This window comes from Sciscionella sediminilitoris, assembly GCF_000737195.2.
In the GTDB taxonomy this organism is placed as follows: Bacteria; Actinomycetota; Actinomycetes; order Mycobacteriales; family Pseudonocardiaceae; genus Sciscionella; species Sciscionella sediminilitoris.
Genome location: NZ_JALM01000016.1, coordinates 123,400 through 143,939, shown reverse-complemented (window position 1 = coordinate 143,939; position 20,540 = coordinate 123,400). Strand labels below are relative to the sequence as shown.

Genomic DNA, 20,540 nt, shown 5'->3' with positions numbered 1-20,540 from the left:
TAGACTGAGCGACGATGCGCGCGCGATGGTGGAAATGGACGGTACTGGGCGTCGTCGTCATCGCGATCGTGGTGACCGGGGCCGTCTGGCTCGGCACCGGTGGACCCGGCAGACCGGCTCCGCCACCGGTGCCGAAGGCGATCGTCGCACTCGGGGACAGTGTGGCCTCCGGTGAGGGGGCGGGCTCCTACACGGCGGACACCGACGGCAAGGACGGCAACTTCTGCCACCGCTCGACGGTGGCTGAGGTGCTGCGGACCCGGATCGATGGCTACCCGTTCCGCTACAACCTGGCCTGCTCGGGTGCACGTTCCTCGGACATCACCAAGGGCGGCCGGTACCGGGAGCCCCCGCAGACCGCCGAGCTCGCGAAGATCGCCAAACAGCACCCGGTCGGGGCGATCGTGGTGACCGTCGGGGCCAATGACGCGCCGGATTTCTCCGGGCTGCTCGCCAAGTGCATCGAGGCCAGCCTCTTCGGCTCCCCGTGCTCGGAAGGATTCGGCGGTGAGTGGAAATCCCGGGTGGACGCGATGGTGCCGAAGGTGACCGGCGCGCTGCGCGGTGTCCGGGATGTCATGCACAAAGCCGGTTACCGGGACGACGCCTATCAGCTGATCGTGCAGTCCTATGCGGCCCCGGTCGGCCCGGACGCGCGCGAGCAGCTGCGCAATCTCAACGGCTGCCCGTTCACCGGACCGGACCTGAACTGGGTGCGCGGCAAGGGTGTCGGTTCCCTCGACGGTGGACTGCGCCGGGCGGCGGACGCGGTCGGTGCCCGTTATCTGGACATGTCCCGCGCCGGTTTCGGGCACGAGGCGTGCAGCGGGACCATGAACGACAACGGGCCCAAACAGAAACCGGACGGCGAATGGTTCAACCGGCTCAAGGTCGACTGGACCGACCTGCGGGTCCTGGCCAGGGCGGACCACGCCATCGCGTCCTCGTTCCACCCGAACGCCGCCGGGCACGCCGCCTTCGCTCGCTGCCTGTCTGCGTTCGTCTCGGGTACCGACCGCAAGGCGGCCTGCGTCGCGGGCGAGGACAGGACACTGCAGCCCCAACCAGCCGATGACTGAGTACCCGGAGCGCACCGAGCTCGTCGTCATCGCGCACAACATGCGCTCGGCGTACAACGTCGGTGCCCTGCTGCGTACCGCGGATGTGTTCGCGGTGCACACCGTGTACTGCACCGGGTACACGCCCTATCCCCGGCAGCGGGACGACACCCGGTCACCGGAGCTGATCTCCCGGCTCGGGCACAAGATCCACAAGTCCGCGCTCGGTGCCGAGGAAACGGTGCGCTGCCTGCACCATCCCGGGATCAGCGCGCTGCTGGCCGAGTTGCGTGCCGAGGGCTACACGATCGCGGGACTCGAGGTGGACGACCGTGCGGTGAACCTCGCCGGCTATCGGCCACCGGCCAAGCTCGCGCTGCTGCTCGGCGAGGAAGTGCACGGGATCCCGGTGAAATTGCGCGCCAGCTGCGACGAGTTGCTGGAGATCCCGATGCACGGCACCAAGGACTCGCTGAACGTCTCGGTGGCCTCCGGGATCGCGCTGTACGCGCTGCGCTCGGGTTAGACGGCCGGTGAGCGGTGCTCGTACGGCGTGGAGAGCACCACGGTGGTCCGGGTCGAGACGTTCGCGGCCGCCCTGATCTGCTGCAGCAGCTCTTCGAGGCCACCGGGCGAGGCGACCCGGACCAGCAGGATGTAGGACTCGTCGCCCGCGACCGAGTAGCAGGACTCGATCTGGCTGAGGTGCTCCAGCCGTTTCGGGTAGTCGTCCGGAGCGGACGGGTCGAACGGGGTCAGCGAGATCAGCGCGGTCATCGGCATCCCGAGCTGTTCGGGATCCACCCGCGCGGTGTAGCCACGCAGCACTCCGCGCTGTTCGAGCCTGCGCACCCGCTGGTGCACCGCGGAAACCGAGAGGCCGACGTGCTCGGCCAGTTCGGTGAACGAGCGCCTGCCGTCCTCGGTGAGCGCCCGAACGATCGCCGCGTCGGTCGGTTCGAGTTCGGTCATACCGCCACCAGTTCGTGTGGTTGCGTATTCAGTGGGCGGACCCCGTCGGCGGTGACCAGGACGATGTCCTCGATCCGTGCGCCCCACTCGCCCGCGAAGTACACGCCGGGCTCCACCGAGAAGGCCATTCCCTCGGCGAGTTCCAGTCCGTTGCCCTCGACGATGTAGGGCTCCTCGTGCACGTCGAGCCCGATCCCGTGGCCGGTGCGGTGGATGAACCGTTCCCCGTGACCCGCCTCGGCGATGATCGAACGGGCCGCGGCGTCGATCGATTCCGCGGTGGCCCCGGGACGGACCGCGTCCACGGCGGCCTGCTGGGCGCGCCGCAGCACCTCGTAGATCTCGGCCCGTTCGGGGGCGGGCTCACCGACCACGTAGGTGCGGGTGGAGTCGGAGTTGTACCCGGCCGGGTTCGGCCCGCCGATGTCCACGACCACGAAATCGCCGTGTTCGATGCGCCGCTGCGAGACCTCGTGGTGCGGGCTGGCTCCGTTGGGCCCGGATCCCACGATCACGAAGGCCGCGGATTCGTGTCCCTCGGCCACGATCAGCGCCTCGATGTCCGCGCCGACCTCGGCCTCGGTGCGCCCGGCCCGCAGCACCTCGGGAACCCGCGCGTGCACCCGGTCGATCGCGGCGCCGACCGAGGCCAGTTCGGCGATCTCGGTCTCGTCCTTGCGCATGCGCAGCTCCCGCAGGATCGGCGCGGCGAGCACCTGGCGCGCGGCCGGGAGCCGCTGCCCGAGCGGGAGCACGTGCATGGCGGGCATCGCATCGGCGAGCGCCACCGTCGCCGCGTTCCCGGTGAGGTCGGCGACCAGTGCGTGCGGGTCCTCGCCGTCGATCCAGGTACGGGTCGCGACCGGGAGTTCGCCGTAGCCGGCGTGCTCCAGCTTCGGCACGACCAGCACCGGGTCCCGGTCGACCGGGAGCACCAGGCAGGTCAGCCGCTCGTGCGATTCCCCGCCGGCGCCGATCAGGTACCGGAGGTCGGGCCCCGGGGTGACCAGCAGCGCGTCCACGCCGCGCTCCCGTGCCGCCTCACGTGCCCGCTGCAAACGCGTCATCCGCCCACTGTAGCGGTAAGCGGTGCCCGGTCCAGGTCCCGCCATGCGCGGAACACCAAGGGAGACAAGGACATCACCGCACCGAATCCGGCGAATGCCGCGATCGCGGGCAGCAGGCCGATTCCGTCCATCAGCACACCGGCGATTCCCTGCCCGAGCGGCACCCCGAACATGGCGGCCGCGCCGATCGCGCCGAACACCCTGGCGCGCAGCTCCGGTGGCACCCGTTCGGCCTTCACCGCGTCGTAGATCGGGTTGAGCGGGCCGAACAGCAGCATCGCGGTGCCCACCACGAGCACCAGCACCCACAGCGGGACGGGGAACAGGAACACCACCATGCGCGGGGCGAACCAGAGCAGGTAGCAGAAGGTCACCACCGGCCAGCGCCGCAGTCCGAGCCCGAACGTGGAGAACAGCACCGAGCCCAGGATCAGGGACGCCCCGGAGACGGCGAGGATCACCGACACCGCGGTCGCCGAATGCAGCACCTGCTTGCCGTACGCGATCAGCAGGGTCGAGCTGAATCCCGCGTTGAGCGCGTTCATCACCATGACGGCGTACAGGATCGAGCGCAGCAGCCGGTCCCGGTGCAGAAAGGCGATCCCGGCGCGGAGCTGGCGCAGGTACGGCTCCCCCGCCCGGACGCGGCGCACCTCGGCGATCGTGGCAAGGGTGATCAGCGAGGACAGCACGAAACTGGCCGCGTCCGCGTACAGCGCGGCCGGTGCCCCGCTCGCCGCGATGAGCGCGGCCGCGACCGGGGCGCCCAGTGCGCGGCCGCCCTGCAGCGGGGCGTCGAAACCCGTGGTCACCCGCTCCACCCGGACGCGCGCCCGGCTCGCGATGTCCGGGATGAGGACCGCACGGGCCGCGTCCGCCGGGCCCCTGGAAAGGCCGAGGCACAGGGCGAGCGCGACCAGCAGCGGCAGGCTGAGCAGGTCCCCCTGGTGCAGTATCGGAACCGCGAGGACGACCACGCAGGCGAGCAGGTCGAACAGCACCGCGCACCGGCGTGGCCCGAGCCGGTCGATCAGCGGGCCCGCGAAGGCGTTCACGAACACGATGCCTGCCGTCTCGGCGAGCAGCACCAGACCCAGATCGGTGCCGCGCCCGGTGGTCTCCAGCACGAACCACGGGAGCGCGACCGCGGTGATGCCCGTGCCGAGCCCGGAGATCCCCGCGGCTGCGGCGAGCCCGGCCACCGCGGGTCTCATGGCTGGTACCCGCGCAGCGGGGCCAGTCGCCACTGCACGTGCACCTCCGCGTCCCCCGGTTCGGGCTCGCGGTGGTACGACTCGATCAGTTCGGCCATCCGCTCGGTGAGTTCCTCGGCCTGTTCGGCGCTCAGGAACATCCGGCGGTCGGAGAGCTCGCTCGCCCGCTGCCATTCCTGCGGCCAGCTCGGCAGCTCGCTGATGAAGTTGCCCATCCACTCGTAGTGCAGCGCGTTCGCCGCGTGCAGGTAGGCACCGACCGAACCCGCCAGCTCCGGATCGGCGGCGAGCTGTTCCACATCCATCGTGGTGACCTCGTGCGCCGCTGCCCACCAGCGCTCCCTGCGGTTGCCCCGCTCGGTGTCCTCCACGACCATGCCCGCCTCGGCGAGTTGGCGCAGATGCCAGCTCGTGTTCGCCGAGTTCTCCCCGATCCGGCGGCCGAGCGCGGTCGCCGTGGACGGGCCGTCCATGCGCAGCAGCCCGAGCAGGCGCAGCCGAAGCGGATGCCCCATGGCCCGGAGTCGTTTGGCGTCGAGGGATACCCAGCGTTCGTTCATGCGGAAGACCGTACGACCGCAAAGGCTCATTTGCAAACACTTCTTTGTGGTTGGTCTCGCTAGGGTTCCCCCAGCAGAACCCGGCATCCGGAGGACTTCCGTGGACTTCGTCCAGCGCACCATCGACCTCGCCAGGCAGAACGTCACCGAGGGCGGCCGCCCGTTCGCGACCGTCATCGCCAAGGACGGCGCCGTGCTCGCGGAGAGCGCCAACCAGGTCGCCCAGACCAGCGATCCGACCGCGCACGCCGAGATCCTCGCCATCCGCGCGGCGTGCACCCGGCTCGGCACCGAGCACCTGACCGGCACCACGATCTACGTGCTGGCGCACCCGTGCCCGATGTGCCTCGGCTCGCTGTACTACTGCTCCCCGGACGAGGTCGTCTTCCTCACCACCCGCGAGTCCTACGAACCGCACTACGTCGACGACCGCAAGTACTTCGAACTGGGTACCTTCTATGCCGAGTTCGCCAAGGAGTACGGCGAGCGCCGGCTGCCGATGCGTTACGAGCCCCGCGAGGCCGCCGTGGCGGTCTACGCGTACTGGCAGGAGCGCAACGGCGGCGAACGCCGGGTCGCCGGTGCTCCCGCGGCCGGACACGCGAACCGGGAACCGGGCCCCGGCGCTGGGTAGACTGCGCCGGGTGAACGCTCCCCTGGTCCTGCTCGACTCCGCGAGCCTGTATTTCCGCGCCTACTTCGCGCAGCCGGACTCGCTCACCGCCCCCGACGGCACCTCGGTGAACGCGGTGCGCGGGTTCACCGACACGGTGGCCCGGGTGCTCACCGATCGGCGCCCCAAACGGCTCGTCGCCTGTCTGGACGCGGACTGGCGCCCGCAGTTCCGGGTCGATCTGCTGCCCTCCTACAAGGCGCACCGGGTCGCGGAGGGCTCCGGCGGCGCCGAGGAGGAGGTGCCGGACACGCTCGGCCCGCAGGTGCCGATCATCCTGGACGTGCTCGCCGCGGCGGGCATCGCGACCGGTGAGGCGGCGGGATTCGAGGCGGACGACGTGATCGGCACACTCACCACGGCCGAGAGCACCGATCCGGTCGAGGTGATCACCGGGGACCGGGACCTGTTCCAGCTGGTGCGCGCCGAACCCACCCGGGTCCGGGTGATCTACAACGGGCGCGGCTGGGCGAAGGCCGAAACCCTGGACGAGCAGGCGCTGGCGGCGAAGTACGGCCTCCCCGAGCACGGCACCGGCAAGGCGTATCTGGACATGTCCATCATGCGCGGGGACCCCTCGGACGGCCTGCCCGGTGTCGCCGGGATCGGTGAGAAGACCGCGGCGAAACTCATCACCGAGCACGGCAGCCTGCAAGCGCTCATCGAACTGGCCGCCGATCCCGGTTCCCCGTTCACCGCGAAGATGCGGCAGCGTTTCCTCGACGCGGGCGACTACCTCGCGGTGGCCCCGAAGGTAGTCGCGGTCGCCGCGGATGCCGGGGTCGAACTGTCCACATCGGACGCCGTGCCGGATGGGCCCGCCGACGAAGCGGCCCTGCGCGAGCTCCAGCAGCGGTGGAACCTCGGCGGCAGCGTGGACCGGTTGATCGCCGCGCTCAACGGCTGACGCGCAGGCCCGCCCGGGACTAGCCTGCGGCTGTGCGGACCGAGCTCCAGGTGACCGACTCGCTGCTCGAGCGCCTCGGACTGGGTCCGTTGCGCCGCGAATCGGTGACCGAGCACCGGGGACGCTGGCGCGCCATCACCGGAGTCACCCGCCAGGGTGCGCCAGTCTTCGTCAAACACATCACCGATCCGGCGGTGTTCGCGCGTGCGGTGGCCTTCGAACGGTTCGCCGTCACCCTGCCGGACCTGCCCCGGCCGCGCTGCCTCGGCTGGGATACACGGGAATCGCTCATCGTGTTCGCGCACCTGCGCGGCACCGTCGACGGGTTGCGCGCGGCCGAGCAGGGCAGCTTCGACGTTCCCGCGGCGGCCGAGCTCGGCCGGATCCTCGCCCTGCTGCACGGCGCCCCGGTCGCCGGGGACTGCCCACTGCGGCCCGCCGAACAGCCGCATCCGCCGGTCGCGCTCCTCGAGTCCGTCACGCTGCCCGCTTTCCTCGAAGCGAGCGGGGCAGAGCTGGAGCTGCTCGGGATACTGCACGGGGACGGGGAGCTCGCGGCCGCGGCAACCCGGCTGGCCGAGGAGGCACGCGCGGTCGCACCGGTGCCGTGTCACGCGGATCTCCGGCTGGATCAGCTCCTGCTCGGCGCGGGAGGAATCTGGCTGGCCGACTGGGATCAGGCCTGTCGCACCGATCCAGCCCGCGATATCGGCGCGTTCCTCGGCGAATGGCTGTACCGCTCGGCGCGGAAGATCGGATCGGGAGCGGCGGCCGGGATCGCGGACTTCGGGAGCACCCGGCCCCTGGTTGCGGAGTTCTGGTCTACCTACCGGTCCGCCCGCACCGGGGCCGACGAGAAGCTCGCGCGCCGCTCGGTGGCATTCGCGGGCTGGCACCAGATCGACCGGGTGCTCGCGATCGCCCGTTCCCGGGCCCGCCTGCATCCGGTCGAGCGGGCCGCCGTAGGGATCGGCCGCGTGGCACTGCTGTCCCCCGCCGACCTCACCGAGGCGGTGGGGCTGTGCCGCTGATCCTCTCCCCCGGGCTCGCCGCGGCCCTCGAGACGGTGCACCTCGATCCGCCCCGCGCCCGAGTCGGCGGCCGGATGCTCGTGGCCGCGAGCACCGAGGACCTGCGTACCGTCCTGGCCGGGGAGTTCTACGCGCGCTGGCACACCGGAGCGGCGAACACCGACCCCCCGGAACCGGACGCGGGGTTCGAACGGGAACTGCGTGCCGCCGTGCCCCATGCGGAAACCCGGCGGGACGCGCGACTCGTTGCCGCCACCCCGGAGGAGCTCACCGTGTGGCTGGACGGGGTCCGGGTCCGGGTGCCCGCCGCCGCGCTGCGGGGAAGGCCCGATGCGGGCACCGTCACCATCGGCATCGGAGCCTGCCGTCCGCGCCGCTCACCGGGGTACCTCCTCGTGGACGGTTCCCGTGGCCATGGCCTCACCGGTGAACACCTACTGCGGGTCTACGCGCACCTGACCGATCCGGAACACACCGTCTCGGCTTGGCGGACGCTGCTCGGCGCACTCGAGGAACGTTCGGTGCCCTATCGCGCCAAGGTCGTCTCGGCCCGGAGCCTGTCGCCACGCCGGGACGCGCTCGTGCTGTACCTCGGACCGGCCGCGCGGACCGTACTCGCCGATGTCGTCGCGCTCGCGGGCCCGTGGACCGGCACGCAGACCTCGTTGTTCGCGCACCGGCTCGCACCGGGACTGGCGATGGCCTGGGAACCACTCGCGGACGCCGCGGGCCGCGGTTTCGGCACCCATCGCTGCCTGGCCGTCGCCGATGGGCTGCTCCGGCACGCCCGCAGCGAACCGGACCGGACTCGCGCGGAGACCGTGGCGGCGACGCTGCTGGAATACGGCATCGATCCCGTCAGCCCGCACCGGAACACCTCTTCCCCAGAGTTGTGATGTGCAACATAATTCCCGGAGCCGGCTTCCGTCGGTAACCGGACTCGTACACTGCAGAGCCAACGCCGAACAGGGGGAATGGTGGGAAGACTGCGGGAAATCGCCGGGCCACTCGGCAACCGCAAGTTCCTCCTGCTGTGGATCGGCCGTTCCATGTCCCTGCTCGGCGACGGGATCCTGCCCGTCGCGCTGACCCTGGCGATCATCAAGGGCACCGGATCGGCGGCGGACCTCGGCCTGGTGCTGGCCGCGGAAGCGGTTCCGCAACTGGTCCTGCTGCTGGTCGGCGGGGTCTGGGCGGACCGGCTGCCCCGGCGCTGGGTGATGTTCTCCGCCGATGTGCTCAACCTCGCCGCCCAGACGGCGATGGGCACCGAACTGCTGGTCAGCGGGGTGCACATCCCGCATCTGATGATCTTCGCGGCCTGTGCCGGAACGGCGAACGCCTTCTTCTGGCCCGCCTCGGACGCGATCGTGCCCGCCACGGTCGCGACCACTCAGCTGCCCTCGGCGAACGCGCTGCTCGGGCTCTCCAAACAGATCGGCATCGTGCTCGGGCCCGCCATCGCCACCACACTCGCGGTGACGGTCGGTGCGGGATGGGCGATGCTGGCCAACGCGGTCACCTACGCGATCAGCCTCGGCACCCTCGCACTGTTGCGGGTCGCGCACGTCCCCGCCGAACGCGCCGGATTCTGGACCGAACTGCGCCAGGGCTGGCGCGAGCTCTGGCGGCACACCTGGTACTGGACGAACCTGATCGCGCATTCCTGCTGGAACCTGGCCCGCTCGGCGTACCAGACGCTCGGCCCGCTCGTGGCGGTGACGATGCTCGGCGGTCAGGTTTCCTGGGGCATGATCGCGCAGGGGGCGGCCGTCGGCGGGCTGATCGGTGCGTTCGTGGCGCTGCGTATCCGCCCGCGGCGCCCGCTGGTCGTGGGGAACCTCGCGCTGGCCCTCGGCTGCGTCCCGCCCGCGCTGCTCGCCGTCCCGGTGACCGCTCCGGTGATCGCGGTGGCCGCCGGGTTCATGTACGGCGGGCTCACCGTGCTGAACGCGCTCTGGCAGACTACCGTGCAGCAGCGGATTCCGGCCCAGTCGCTGTCCCGGGTGATGTCCTACGACTGGCTGGTCTCACTCGGTCTCACTCCGCTCGGTCAGGCCCTTGCCGGTCCCATCGCAGCCGGAGTCGGCACCCGCACCACACTGATCGGCGCCGCCGTGCTGGTCGGGGTCTCCTGCCTGGGCATGCTGGCACTCCCGGCCGTGTGGCAGCTCAGCGGCACACCGCGCGAACCGCAGCTCACGGAGAGCTGATTGGTATCGCCGCCCGAACATGACACGATGGAATCTGTTCGCATTGGACGGAGCCCACCATGGAACTGCACGATCTTTTCGCCGGATACCGCACCTTCACCAGCGACGAAGAACTCGCCAGTGTTCCCTCGGACCAGCTGCTGTACGCCCGACCGGGAACGATAATCCACCTCGGAGCGGAATCGCATTCTCACGCCGAATTGGTATCGAGCAGCGAGTAGAGCGCAACCACCGATTCCGCTCCGTCCGGCAGGTCCGTGTCCGCCAAACATCGAAGGGCGTGCTGCCAGGAATCTCGAGCGTCCTGCTCGGCACCCAGCGCCCGCTTCGCGGTGCCGAGCACGGTCAGGCTGTGCGCATGATCCACCACCGCACCGGTAGGTGCGAGTGCCTCTGCGGCGCGCTCGGCATGCTCGATCGCTGTACCGGCCGTACCCGCGGCCAGTTCTGCCCGCGCCAGCACGAGCTCGGCCCGGCCGTGCAGCACCTGGTAACCGAATTCTTCGCTGATCCTCATGCTGTGCTCGGCCCGCATCCTGGCGTGACCGTGTTCCCCCATCCCTACGTGCAGCTCGGCGAGTTCGTACAGGGCCGTCGCCTCCATATAGCGATGATCCACCCTGCGGCACAGCTGCACCGCGTGTTCGAGGGCGTCGTGGCGAGCCTGCCAAGCCATGTCCGGATCCACGGAAACCAGCGAAACCAAGGCTTCCGCTTCTTCGTCGAGTGCTTCCTCCTCGCGGGCGGTCTCGAAAGCCTCTTGGGCATACCGTTGCGCAGTCACCACCTCGCCGATCGCGTTGTGCGCGAGCGCCAGCTGACATTGGGTCAATGCCTGGCAATACGGCGAGAGCGTGGCCCGCAGGGAATCGAGAGCCAGCCCGAGCTCCGCGATCGCTTCCCGGTAGGCGCCGCGCTGCACCAGAACCTCGCCGAGAATCCGGCGCGGATCATCCGCTGTCGCTCGCGCCGCGGAGTGTTCGTTGATCGTGATCGCCTCGCGCGCTGCCTGCTCGGCCGCATCCAGCCGTCCATGCCGGGATTCCACGGCCGCTTGGTTCAACCTTCCGAACGAGAGCAGGAATTCTTCCCCGGCCTGTTCGGCGAGCTTGACTCCCTCGCTGAGACAAGCGCCGGCTCGCTCGAGTTCTCCCGTCATGTAGAGCACGTTGCCCAGGCTGATCAACGCCCGCGCTTGGCTCGCCAAGGATCCATCGATTCGGTGTGCACGCAGTTCCCTGGTGAAGTGGTGAATCGCCGGAGCGTGTTCCAGGCTTCGTTCCAGCAGTGCACCGATCGCGTGGTGCATCGCCGCCTCGGTGTGTACGTCGTCCGCCTCGATCGCCGATTGCAACAGGGCGCGATACGCGCCCAACGCCTCGGGCAGATGTCGCATGTTGGTAATCAGAACCGGCCGGATCGCTTCAGCCAGCCTGATCACCTGTCCTCGGTGCCCCGTGTCGCGAAGCTGTTGGATCGTCACGATCATGTTGGTGCATTCCGCGTCGAACCACGCCATCGCATCCTGCGCATCCGCGAACTCGGTTTCCGGTTGTATCTCATCCGAGGATGGCGGCAGTCGTGCGCGCATCGGCTGGGTCAGTTCGGCAGCGGCGGATGTCTTGCGGAAGTAGAAGTCCACGAGTCGGCCGCGCGCCTTGATGAGCTCGGCCGCCGATTCCTCCTGCTCGCATCGTTCGATCGCGTAGAGCCGGATGAGATCGTGCATCCAGAGCCTGCCGGAGCTGTGGTGGCTCACCAGGCTCGCCGCCACCAGGTGATCGAGGAGCCGCGCGGTATCCGGGAAGGGCGAGCCGAGGAAAGCGGCGGCCACCTCGATGGTGAAGTCCTGCCCCGGTAGCGCGCCCAGCAACCGGAACACCCGCGCCGCGCGGGGTGCGAGATTCGAGTAGGACAGATCGAAGGCCGCGCGCAGGGTCGCCTCTTCATCTCCCTCGATGTCGAACGAGGCGAGCCGTCCGGGTCCGTTCAGCTCGCGGATGTAGGCGTGGATCGACTCATGGGCGCGCGAATACAGATTGGCCGCGGCGATCCGAATGGCCAGCGGAAGAAACCCGCACAGTTCGACGAGCTCGGCGGCCTCGTCCCGTTCGGCCCGCACCCGTTGTTCCCCGAGTATCCCGGACAGCAGTGCCAGCCCCTGCTCGGCGCTGAGCACCTCGAGATGAACGGCGTGCACTCCCTGCAAGGCCGTCAGGCCGCGCAACTGGTTACGGCTGGTGACGATCGCCGCGCTCCCTCCCGCGGTCGGCAGCAGCGGCCGTACCTGGCTCGGATCGGCGGCATTGTCCAGCACGACGAGCACGCGCCGGTCGGCGAGCAGGGTCCGGTACAGCGCGAGGAGTTCCTCACGGCCGACGGGCACCTGATGCGCGGAGACGCCGAGGGCCACCACGAACCGGGCGAGCACCTGGACCGCGGTGACGGGCTGGGTGGCCGAATACCCTTCGAGGTTGGCGTAGAGCTGCCCGTCCGGGAAATGTTTGCCCACCTCGTGGGCGATGTGCACGGCGAAGGCGGTCTTCCCGATTCCGGGCTGACCGGAGATCGCGAACATCGACCGCAGCTCGGAACTCAGTGCGGTGATCAGCCGGGCCTCGATGTCCTCGCGTCCGACGAAGTCACCGATATCGGCGGGCAGTTCGCGGGGCACCGCGATACTCGGAGCCAGGATCGTCTCGTGCACGACCGGCCGGTCGATGCCCGGGTCCTCGTTGAGAATCCGCTGATAGAGCCGTTGCAGATCCTTGTTCGGGTCGATCCCGAGCTGTTCGGCGAGCACATTCCTGATCTGGTGGAACACACCGAGCGCTTCCGCCTGCCGCCCGGACCGGTACAGCGCGAGCATCCACTGACCGTGCAGATCCTCCCGCGTCGGATGTGCCCCGGCCAGTGTCTGCAGCTCGCGGACCACGTCGAGGTGCCTGCCGAGTTGGAGCTCCACGTCGAACCGCTGCTGCGCGGTGTCGAGCCATTCCTCCTCGAGCCGGGGCACGTCGACGGTCTGGATCACCTCGGAGTGGATGTTCGCCAGTGGGCGGCCACGCCACTGGTTCAGTGCTTCCCGCAGCAGCTCGGCCTTCTCGGCCGGAACACTCAGCTGCTGTGCCCGCGCGACCGCCGCCCGAAAGCGGGCGAGGTCCAGCTCGTACTGCTCGGCGAGGATGCGATAACCGTTGCCGACGGTCACTAGCCGCTCCGGGGTGTCCAGTAGGCGCCGCAGCCGCTGCACGTAGGTCTGTACCGTGGTCCGGGCCGATCCGGGCGGTTCCGGATGCCACAGGCGCTCGGTCAGATCGGCGAGGCGTACCGTGCGGTTCCATTCGAGCAGCAAGGTGGCGAGCAGAATCCGGAGTTTGGGACCACCGAACGCGGCGGGTTCACCGTCGAAGGACACCTCGAGGTCACCGAGAATCCGGAATTCAACACCCGCCATCGTCCCACTCCCAAACCCGGCGAGGATACGCTGGGTACGGCGCGTACCACCCAGGGCTGATCGTTCGACATTGTCAGCCGTTCACCCCCTAGTCAAGGGTGCCTTCCTGCGGAAACAGGCTTCTGTCCGCGCAGTGACCGCGATTCGTCGTCGCTCGATGGAACGCTGCGTGGCAAGCAGTGAAGCGGAGGTGGTCCCGGTGTCGCAACAGCACTGTCAATACTGCGGTCAAGCATTCGAGGGACGGAATATCGACCGGCTGACCGGCCTGCTCGACCGGTGGGGATGGGAGGACCGGGCCGAGCGGCTGCTCGCCGACCGCCGCGCTCTCCCTCAGGTGCTGCTGATCATCGACTTGGACCGGTTCAAGGAGATCAACGATACGTACGGCCATCTGGCCGGGGATCAGATACTGCGAACGGCCGCGGCCGGTATCGCGAAAGGAGTACGGCGCGGCGATATCGTCGGGCGCTACGGCGGGGACGAGTTCCTCGTGTTGCTCCCGGGAGACGCCACCCAGGGATGTTCGGTCGCGCACCGTATCCGGCACCAGTTGCGGGTCACCCCGGTCACCGCGCTGGACACCGATGGCGAACCGGTGATCGTCGAGGGACTGACCGCTTCGATCGGTATGGCCACGCACACCGGCGCGTTCCACAGCCCGTTGCCCGAGCTGTTGCGGCGTGCCGACGGGGCACTGCTCTCCGCGAAGCGGCACGGACGCGACCGGGTGGAGATGGCCGAACGTCCGCCGCGCCTGGCGCCCGCGGTGCCCGAGGCACCGGCCGCGCTCGCGAGCTGATTCCGCGCGCGGCGGGTTGCCGTGCTCGCCGCGGTCGTCGACGCCGCCCCGTGCGGTGAACCGGAGCTATTCGAGCGCTCGGCGCACCGCCGCCTCGGCGTGCAATCTGGTCGTCGGGAACACCGGAATCGGGCTGTCCGACTGGGTGATGAGCAGTTCGATCTCGGTGCAGCCGAGGATGACGCCCTGTGCCCCGGCTTCGGTGAGCCGTTCGATGACAGTGCGGTAGTAGGCCCGGGATTCGGCCAGGACCCGGCCACGGCAGAGTTCCTCGTAGATCACCCGGTGCACCTCGGCCCGGTCCCGCGCGCCGGGCAGCAGCACGCTCAGTCCCTGTCGTTCGAGTCGTTCCCGGTAGAAGTCCTGCTCCATGGTGAACGCGGTGCCCAGCAGACCGACCGTGCCGATCCCCGCCGCGTGCACCGCCTCGGCGGTCGCGTCGGCCAGGTGCAGCAACGGGATCGAGACCGCGGCCTGCACCACGTCCGCGACCTTGTGCATCGTGTTGGTGCACACCAGCAGGAACTCCGCGCCCGCCGCTTCGAGGCCGCGTGCCGCCCCGGCGAGCAGTTCACCGGCGGCCGCCCAGTCCCCATCGGCCTGCATCCGTTCCACTTCGGCGAAATCCAGCGAGGCCAGCACGCACCGAGCCGAGTGCAGCCCGCCGAGCCGGGCGGCGACGAGCTCGTTGAGCAGCCGGTAGTACTCCGCGCTGCTCTCCCAGCTCATTCCGCCGAGCAGCCCGATGACCCGTTGGCGCATCGGCTCAGAAATCCGTTCCGGACCACGGCGGCCGCTCGGTGCGTAACACGGCGTCCGCGCGACCGATCGCCTCGTCCGGTCCCGTCAGGCGTCCGGCGAAGGCGAGCTCCGATGGGCTCCGGTCGCCGAGGTAGAGCGTGGCGAGGTCCCGCACATCGCAGCGCAGCTCCGGGTCCTCCTCGACCCGCATGGCGCCCTCCGCGCCGATCCGATAGCTGCCGGAGTTCTCCGGGAGGAATTCGTCGTGTACCCCGAGCACCACCGAACCCGGGCCGTAGGTTCGTGCGGCGAGCGCGGCGGGCACATCCAGCAGCCGGAGCCACAGTTCGTCCAAGGAGTTGGTGATCCGCGCCGCGCGTGGGTCCTCGAGCAGCAGGTCGAGCGGCTCATCGCGGGGCCGGTCGGGCGCGACGACCGTACCGACGAGGTCCACCGAAAGGATGTAGCGCCACAGCTCGGCATAGGTGTCCGGGGTGGCGGCCCAGAATTCCTTCACGGTGAGTTCGCGCTGCTCGCCGGGGCGGTGGATGCCGTACATGACGTAGCCGTCCTCGGTACCCTCCGCGTTCCGGTGCACCACCACCGTGTGCTTACCACGCTGCTCGCGTTCCGCGGCCATGCCCGTCCACCAGCCCGCCGGGCGGTGCATCGCCCCGGCGCGCGCGAACCCGATCCGCTCGTGCAGTTCGGGAAGCAGCTTCGCCGCCTCCTCCACGGGCACCATCCGCACGGTGCCGGGGTTCTTGGTGCGGGCCTTGTTCCGGTCCACGGTCACCGTGATCGAGCGGGTGGCGATGCCATACCCGAACCGCCCGTAGATCCCGGCCTCGCTCGCGTGCAGTCCCGCGACCGGTTCCCGAAGCTCGCCGAACAGGCTGCGTTTCAGCGAGGTGAGCACGCCCTTGCGGGTATGGTCCGCGCGCACCCCGACGTTCGTGACCGCGGCCATCGGCACGCTCGCCCCGCCCGGGACCCGCACCGCGGAAGGGAACGAACCGGCGGTCGCGACCAGCTCCCCGTCCGCGTAGGCGCCGAGCATCCGCCCCGGTTCGAACGCTTCCGCGTGGTGTTCCCACATCCGGTCCTCGACCGGGCGTTCGTGCAGCGTGTCGAGGAAGACGTCGGTGGCGGCGCGGTGCTGATCGGGGTGGAGTACGCGAACCTCGTGCATACGCTCATCCTGCCCGAATCGGACGATCGGGCGCGATGGAATTAGCCGGTGCTAGTGCGGCTGCGAGACGTCGTAGGTGGCGCTGCCCGCATCGCTGACCTTGATGGTGACCTTCTTCTGGTCGCCGTTCACCGTGACCTGGCAGTCGAAGGTGTTGCCCTGCTCCACCGCCTGGTCCCCCGGGCAGCTGACATCCTTGGCGCCGTCGATCTTGTACTTGTCGACGAGCACCGACTGCACGTCCTGCTCCATCTTCGCCTTGTCGAACACCTTGGTGTTCAGCCAGCCCGGCCAGGCGAACAGCAACACCGCGAGCACCGCGATGACCACCACGACGAGGGTGACGAGTCCCCAGATCCTGGTGTTCCCCTTGGGTTTCGGCTGCTGGCCGAACGGAGGCTGCCCGCCCTGGCCGAACTGCTGCTGCGGGTAACGCTGCTGGAGGTACTGCTGTTGGGCATACTGCTGCTGCCCGTACTGCGGACCGTAGGGCTGCTGCGGTGGCTGTGGTTGCTGTTGCGGCGGCGGGGCGTACGGATGAGGGGAACCGAACCCGCCGGGCTGGCCGTGTCCCTGCGGTGGCTGGCCGTAGGGCTGCTGCGGTTGTGGCGGCTGCTGGGGTGGTCCGGGCTGCGGCGCCGGTCCGTAGCCGGGGTACTGCTGCGGCTGACCGGACTGGGGATATCCGGGCTGGGCGTAACCGGGCTGCGGCTGTCCGTACGGTTGCTGTGGTTGTTGTCCGCCGCCTTGCGGCGGTTGCCGGTCCCAGGGGGGAATCTGACCGCCCTGAGGCCCGTACGGATTCGTCATCTCGCGCCCTTCTGCACCGCTGCACTCCGAGTGTGCCAGCGATCAAATCACACCGGGAACCCCGTCTCCGTCAGGTCCCGAGTTCCACCACACCACGGCGGATCGCCCGCACCGCACGGTGCGCGTTCGCCCCGAGCGGATCCTCGCGGCCCAGCACCGAATCGATCTGGTCGAGCATGTCGATCACCTGGCGGCACCAGCGCACGAAGTCCCCGGCGAGCAGATCCTGGCCGTTCGCCTCCGCGGAGGAGAGCACCTGTTCCAGGGTTTCCCCGCGCGCCCAGCGGAACACCGGCCACGCGAAGCCCGCGTCCGGTTCCCGGGTGCGATCCAGCTTGTGCCGCCGTTCGTCCGCCTCGAGCCGGGACCACACCCGGTTGGTGGCCTCGATGGCCTCCTGGACCGCGCCAGCCGGTACCCGCGCGGCGACCGGCGAGTCGCGGCGCGCCTCGAACACGAGCACCGAGACGACCGCGGCGAGCTCCTCGGGACCGAGCCCTTCCCAGGCACCCTCGCGCAGGCACTCGGCGGCGAGCAGGTCCGATTCGGAGTACAGCCGGGCCAGCCGGTTGCCGTGCTCGGTGACCACCTGCTCGCCTTCCGGGCCCTTGGCGAGATAACCGCGTTCGGCGAGCAGGGCGCGGATCCGGTCGAAGGAACGGGCCAGCGAATGCGTCTTGCCCGCCACCTTGGACTCCAGGCTCGCGGTCTCGGCGCGCAGTTTGCGATGACGTTCGGCCCAGCGCGCGTGCGTCTCCCGATCCGCGCAACCGTGGCAGGGGTGCGCGCGCAGGGCCGCACGCAGCTCGGCGAGTTCCGCGTCGTCCGCGGCACGCGAGCGGGACCTGCCGCGTTTCGGCGGCCGGGCGTCGCTGTTGCGCAGGCTCGCCGCGACGTCCTTGCGCACCTGCGGCGAACGCCAGTTGACCTGTTTGGGCAGCCGGATCCGGTCCAGGGCCTCGACCGGTTCGGTGAAGTCCGCCGAGGAGAGCTGGCCGCCCCAGCGGGATTCGGTGACCACGACCGGGTGCGGTTCCTTGTTCGGGTGCAGCCCGGGATCCACGACCACCGCGAGCCCGGCACGCCTGCCCGAGGGCACCACGATCACATCGCCCTTGCGCAGCCGTTCCAGTGAGGCGAGGGCCTCCGCGCGGCGGGTACCCCGGTCACCGCGGGCCAGCGCCTTCTCCCGCTCGCCGAGCCGGGCCCGCAGTTCCGCGTATTCGGCGAAATCCCCGAGGTGACAGTGCATGGCCTCGGCATAGCCCTCGAGCGCTTCCTTGTTGCGCTCCACCCTGCGCGCCATGCCGACCACCGAGCGGTCGGTCTGGAACTGGGCGAAGGACTGTTCGAGCAGTTCGCGGGCGGCGTCCGCGCCGAACGCGGCGACCAGGTTGATCGCCATGTTGTAACCGGGCCGGAAGGAGGAACGCAGCGGATAGGTACGGGTGGAGGCCAACCCGGCGACCTGTTTGGGGTCCATGCCGGGCTGCCACAGCACGACGGCGTGCCCCTCCACGTCGATACCGCGGCGCCCGGCCCGCCCGGTGAGCTGGGTGTACTCCCCCGGGGTCAGCTCGACGTGCGCCTCGCCGTTGTACTTCACCAGCCGCTCGAGCACCACGGTGCGGGCGGGCATGTTGATGCCCAGGGCCAGGGTCTCGGTCGCGAACACCGCCTTGACCAGCCCGCGGACGAACAGTTCCTCGACGGCTTCCTTGAACGCGGGAAGCAGCCCGGCGTGGTGCGCGGCGACCCCGCGTTCCAGTGCGGCCGACCACTCCCAGAAGCCGAGCACCTGCAGGTCGGCCTTGGGCAGGTCGCGGGTGTGCCGTTCGACGATCTCGCGGATCTGGGCCCCCTCGGCATTCGTGGTCAGCCGCAGGCCCGCGCGCACACACATGTCCACCGCGGCGTCGCAGCCCGCACGGGAGAACACGAACACGATCGCCGGCAACAGCCCGTCCGCGTCCAGCCGGTTGAGCACTTCCACCCTGCTCGGCGGGCGGAACCGCGGCGGGCGCCTTCCCCTGTCCTTCGGTCCGCGCCGGTCGAACTGCGGGAACCGCCTGCCCAGTTCCTCGGCGCGCCGCTTGAGCCGGGGGTTGATGCCGGTGCCGTCCTTGCCCTCCTTGCCGCCGAACAGGTCCATCAGCTCGGAGCCGAGCATCATGTGCTGCCACAGCGGCACCGGGCGGTGCTCGTCCACCACGACCGCGGTGTCCCCGCGCACCTCGACCAGCCACTCACCGAACTCCTCGGCGTTGGACACGGTCGCGGACAGGCTGACCAGCCGCACATCGTCGGGCAGGTGCAGGATGACCTCTTCCCACACCGCGCCGCGGAACCGGTCGGCGAGGTAGTGCACCTCGTCCATGACCACGTATTCGAGCCCGATGAGCGTCGGCGAGCCCGCGTAGAGCATGTTGCGCAGCACCTCGGTCGTCATCACGACGATCGGGGCATCCGAGCGCACGCTCGAGTCACCGGTGAGCAGACCGACGTTGTCCGCGCCGTAGCGTTCGACGAGGTCGGCGAACTTCTGGTTGGACAGTGCCTTGATCGGCGTGGTGTAGAAGCACTTGCCACCGCCGGTGAGCGCGAGGTGCACCGCGAACTCGCCGACCACGGTCTTGCCCGCGCCGGTCGGGGCGCAGACGAGCACACCGTGCCCACCCTCCAGGGCACGGCAGGCCTGCGCCTGGAAGGGATCGAGCTCGAAGGACAGCAGGCCGGAGAACTCGGCGAGCTTCGGATTCGCCGTGCGCTCCCGGGCGGCACTGAACGATTCGGCGGGAGTGCGGGTCGAAACGGGTTCAGCCACGCGTCAAGGCTGTCATATCAGGTCGCGTCGTCGTACCAGCGGTTGCGCGGCGGCGGCTCCTGGGCCGGTTCGGCGAGCGCGATCGGTGCCGGGGCGGGCTGAGCCGGTTCGCTCAGCACCGGTTCCGGGGTGTGGTCCAGTGGCGATGCGGTGTCCGGGTCCTCGAGGTCCCAGCCCTCGTCCTTGCGCCGTTTGGCCAGGCGCTTGTCGTGCATGCGCGAGATCTGCACGGCGAGCTCGAACAGCACGCACAGCGCCGCACCGAGCACCACCATGGACAGGGCATCCGAACCCGGGGTGACCAGTGCGGAGAAGATCACGATCGCGAAGAAGATGCCGCGCCGCCAGCGCTTGATCTTCTCGTAGCGCAGCACGCCCGCGAAGTTGAGCATCACCACGACGAGCGGGAGCTCGAAACTGATCCCGAAGATGACCAGCAGGTTGATCAGGAAGCCGACGTAGTCGCTCGCCGAGAACGCGGTGACCATCCCGGTGCCCGCGACGTTGGTGAGCACCCGCAGGGCTTCCGGGAGCACGAAGTAGGCGACGACCGCGCCGAGCACAAACAGCACCGAGCCGAACGCCACGAAGCTGACGCCGAAGCGGCGCTCCCGCTTGCGCAGGCCGGGGGTGATGAACGCCCACACCTGGTGCAGCCACAGCGGGCTGGTCAGCACGACACCAGTGGTGATGCCGACCTTGAGCAGCACCGAGAACGCCTCGAACGGCTTGGTCTGCAGCAGGCCGCAGTCCTTCGAGCCCTTGCCGCCGACCTGATCGAGCAGCGTGTTCGTGGTGCCGCTGCAATACGGGTGCATCACGATGTCGGACAGCGTCGGCAGCGAGCCGATGGTGAAGTTGAACCACAGGCAGCACACGATCGCACCGGCCAGCGCCGCGAGCAGCGCCATGCTCAACCGGTAGCGCAGCTCGTAGAGGTGCTCGACGAGCGTCATCGAGCCGTCGGGGTTCTTCCGCCTGCTGCGCCGCTCGCGCGCCTCCTTGCGACCGCCTCGTGG

19 protein-coding genes are annotated in these 20,540 nt (G+C 69.6%); 9 read left to right on the top strand and 10 right to left on the bottom strand.

All coding sequences use genetic code 11. From position 1 onward, the window contains the following. Nucleotides 1-14 precede the first annotated feature (14 nt). Nucleotides 15-1,079 carry a GDSL-type esterase/lipase family protein gene (locus tag AD72_RS08110; RefSeq protein WP_031465799.1) on the top strand — a complete coding sequence of 355 codons (1,065 nt, stop codon included), beginning with the start codon at nucleotides 15-17 and terminating at the stop codon, nucleotides 1,077-1,079. Further along, nucleotides 1,072-1,584 carry a TrmH family RNA methyltransferase gene (locus AD72_RS08105; RefSeq protein ID WP_031465798.1) on the top strand — a complete coding sequence of 171 codons (513 nt, stop codon included), beginning with the start codon at nucleotides 1,072-1,074 and terminating at the stop codon, nucleotides 1,582-1,584. Before AD72_RS08110 ends, AD72_RS08105 begins: the two co-directional genes overlap by 8 nt. On the opposite strand, the gene AD72_RS08100 is transcribed toward AD72_RS08105, so the two are convergent. The 4 genes from AD72_RS08100 to AD72_RS08085 are packed head-to-tail and all read right to left on the bottom strand — an operon-like array spanning nucleotide 1,581 to nucleotide 4,871. Continuing rightward, nucleotides 1,581-2,030, bottom strand: coding sequence for an Lrp/AsnC family transcriptional regulator (locus AD72_RS08100; protein ID WP_031465797.1), 450 nt, complete (start codon nucleotides 2,028-2,030; stop codon nucleotides 1,581-1,583). The two genes, AD72_RS08105 and AD72_RS08100, sit on opposite strands and share 4 nt — an antisense overlap. Then, entirely contained in the window at nucleotides 2,027-3,097 is a 1,071-nt protein-coding gene (locus tag AD72_RS08095) for a M24 family metallopeptidase (RefSeq protein WP_156365085.1), read from the bottom strand. The genes AD72_RS08100 and AD72_RS08095 overlap by 4 nt, the downstream gene beginning before the upstream one ends. Further along, nucleotides 3,094-4,311: an MFS transporter gene (locus AD72_RS08090; RefSeq protein ID WP_197284900.1), complete on the bottom strand. Its 1,218-nt coding sequence runs from the start codon at nucleotides 4,309-4,311 to the stop codon at nucleotides 3,094-3,096. Before AD72_RS08090 ends, AD72_RS08095 begins: the two co-directional genes overlap by 4 nt. Further along, a complete protein-coding gene (locus AD72_RS08085; protein WP_031465794.1) occupies nucleotides 4,308-4,871 on the bottom strand; it encodes a winged helix-turn-helix domain-containing protein in 564 nt (187 codons plus the stop codon). Before AD72_RS08085 ends, AD72_RS08090 begins: the two co-directional genes overlap by 4 nt. Before the next feature lie 100 nt (nucleotides 4,872-4,971). On the opposite strand from AD72_RS08085, the gene AD72_RS08080 reads away from it, so the two are divergent. The 6 genes from AD72_RS08080 to AD72_RS36405 all read left to right on the top strand — a co-directional run bounded on the left by AD72_RS08080 (nucleotide 4,972) and on the right by AD72_RS36405 (nucleotide 9,916). Beyond that, nucleotides 4,972-5,505 (top strand): nucleoside deaminase, encoded by a 534-nt coding sequence (locus tag AD72_RS08080; RefSeq protein ID WP_051898197.1) that lies wholly within the window; start codon nucleotides 4,972-4,974, stop codon nucleotides 5,503-5,505. 10 nt (nucleotides 5,506-5,515) lie between these two features. After that, a complete protein-coding gene (locus tag AD72_RS08075) occupies nucleotides 5,516-6,451 on the top strand; it encodes a 5'-3' exonuclease (RefSeq protein WP_037345164.1) in 936 nt (311 codons plus the stop codon). Nucleotides 6,452-6,483: 32 nt separating this feature from the next. After that, a complete protein-coding gene (lxmK, locus tag AD72_RS08070) occupies nucleotides 6,484-7,482 on the top strand; it encodes a class V lanthionine synthetase subunit LxmK (RefSeq protein WP_082468808.1) in 999 nt (332 codons plus the stop codon). After that, a complete protein-coding gene (locus tag AD72_RS08065; RefSeq protein WP_051898194.1) occupies nucleotides 7,473-8,378 on the top strand; it encodes a T3SS effector HopA1 family protein in 906 nt (301 codons plus the stop codon). Before lxmK ends, AD72_RS08065 begins: the two co-directional genes overlap by 10 nt. 78 nt (nucleotides 8,379-8,456) lie before the next feature. Beyond that, nucleotides 8,457-9,695 carry an MFS transporter gene (locus AD72_RS08060; protein WP_051898192.1) on the top strand — a complete coding sequence of 413 codons (1,239 nt, stop codon included), beginning with the start codon at nucleotides 8,457-8,459 and terminating at the stop codon, nucleotides 9,693-9,695. A 59-nt stretch (nucleotides 9,696-9,754) separates the two neighbouring features. Further along, nucleotides 9,755-9,916 (top strand): hypothetical protein, encoded by a 162-nt coding sequence (locus AD72_RS36405; RefSeq protein ID WP_156365083.1) that lies wholly within the window; start codon nucleotides 9,755-9,757, stop codon nucleotides 9,914-9,916. On the opposite strand, the gene AD72_RS08055 is transcribed toward AD72_RS36405, so the two are convergent. Further along, nucleotides 9,886-13,152: an AfsR/SARP family transcriptional regulator gene (locus tag AD72_RS08055; protein WP_051898187.1), complete on the bottom strand. Its 3,267-nt coding sequence runs from the start codon at nucleotides 13,150-13,152 to the stop codon at nucleotides 9,886-9,888. The genes AD72_RS36405 and AD72_RS08055 overlap by 31 nt on opposite strands. Before the next feature lie 169 nt (nucleotides 13,153-13,321). On the opposite strand from AD72_RS08055, the gene AD72_RS08050 reads away from it, so the two are divergent. Further along, complete coding sequence (locus tag AD72_RS08050; RefSeq protein WP_051898184.1) at nucleotides 13,322-13,954, top strand: GGDEF domain-containing protein; 633 nt, start codon at nucleotides 13,322-13,324, stop codon at nucleotides 13,952-13,954. Nucleotides 13,955-14,020: 66 nt separating this feature from the next. Here the strand turns inward: AD72_RS08050 and AD72_RS08045 are convergent, their stop codons facing one another. From AD72_RS08045 to tatC, 5 genes are all read right to left on the bottom strand, one after another. Then, nucleotides 14,021-14,716 carry an aspartate/glutamate racemase family protein gene (locus tag AD72_RS08045; RefSeq protein WP_031465786.1) on the bottom strand — a complete coding sequence of 232 codons (696 nt, stop codon included), beginning with the start codon at nucleotides 14,714-14,716 and terminating at the stop codon, nucleotides 14,021-14,023. Between the two features lie 4 nt (nucleotides 14,717-14,720). Further along, nucleotides 14,721-15,887, bottom strand: coding sequence for a GNAT family N-acetyltransferase (locus tag AD72_RS08040; RefSeq protein WP_031465785.1), 1,167 nt, complete (start codon nucleotides 15,885-15,887; stop codon nucleotides 14,721-14,723). Between the two features lie 51 nt (nucleotides 15,888-15,938). Next, the gene (locus AD72_RS35240; protein WP_082468806.1) at nucleotides 15,939-16,697 is read right to left on the bottom strand and encodes a DUF4333 domain-containing protein; all 759 of its coding nucleotides are present in this window, start codon (nucleotides 16,695-16,697) and stop codon (nucleotides 15,939-15,941) included. Between the two features lie 70 nt (nucleotides 16,698-16,767). Then, the gene (locus tag AD72_RS08030) at nucleotides 16,768-19,521 is read right to left on the bottom strand and encodes a DEAD/DEAH box helicase (protein WP_031465783.1); all 2,754 of its coding nucleotides are present in this window, start codon (nucleotides 19,519-19,521) and stop codon (nucleotides 16,768-16,770) included. A 17-nt stretch (nucleotides 19,522-19,538) separates the two neighbouring features. Then, the gene (gene tatC, locus AD72_RS08025) at nucleotides 19,539-20,477 is read right to left on the bottom strand and encodes a twin-arginine translocase subunit TatC (RefSeq protein ID WP_031465782.1); all 939 of its coding nucleotides are present in this window, start codon (nucleotides 20,475-20,477) and stop codon (nucleotides 19,539-19,541) included. Nucleotides 20,478-20,540 lie beyond the last annotated feature (63 nt).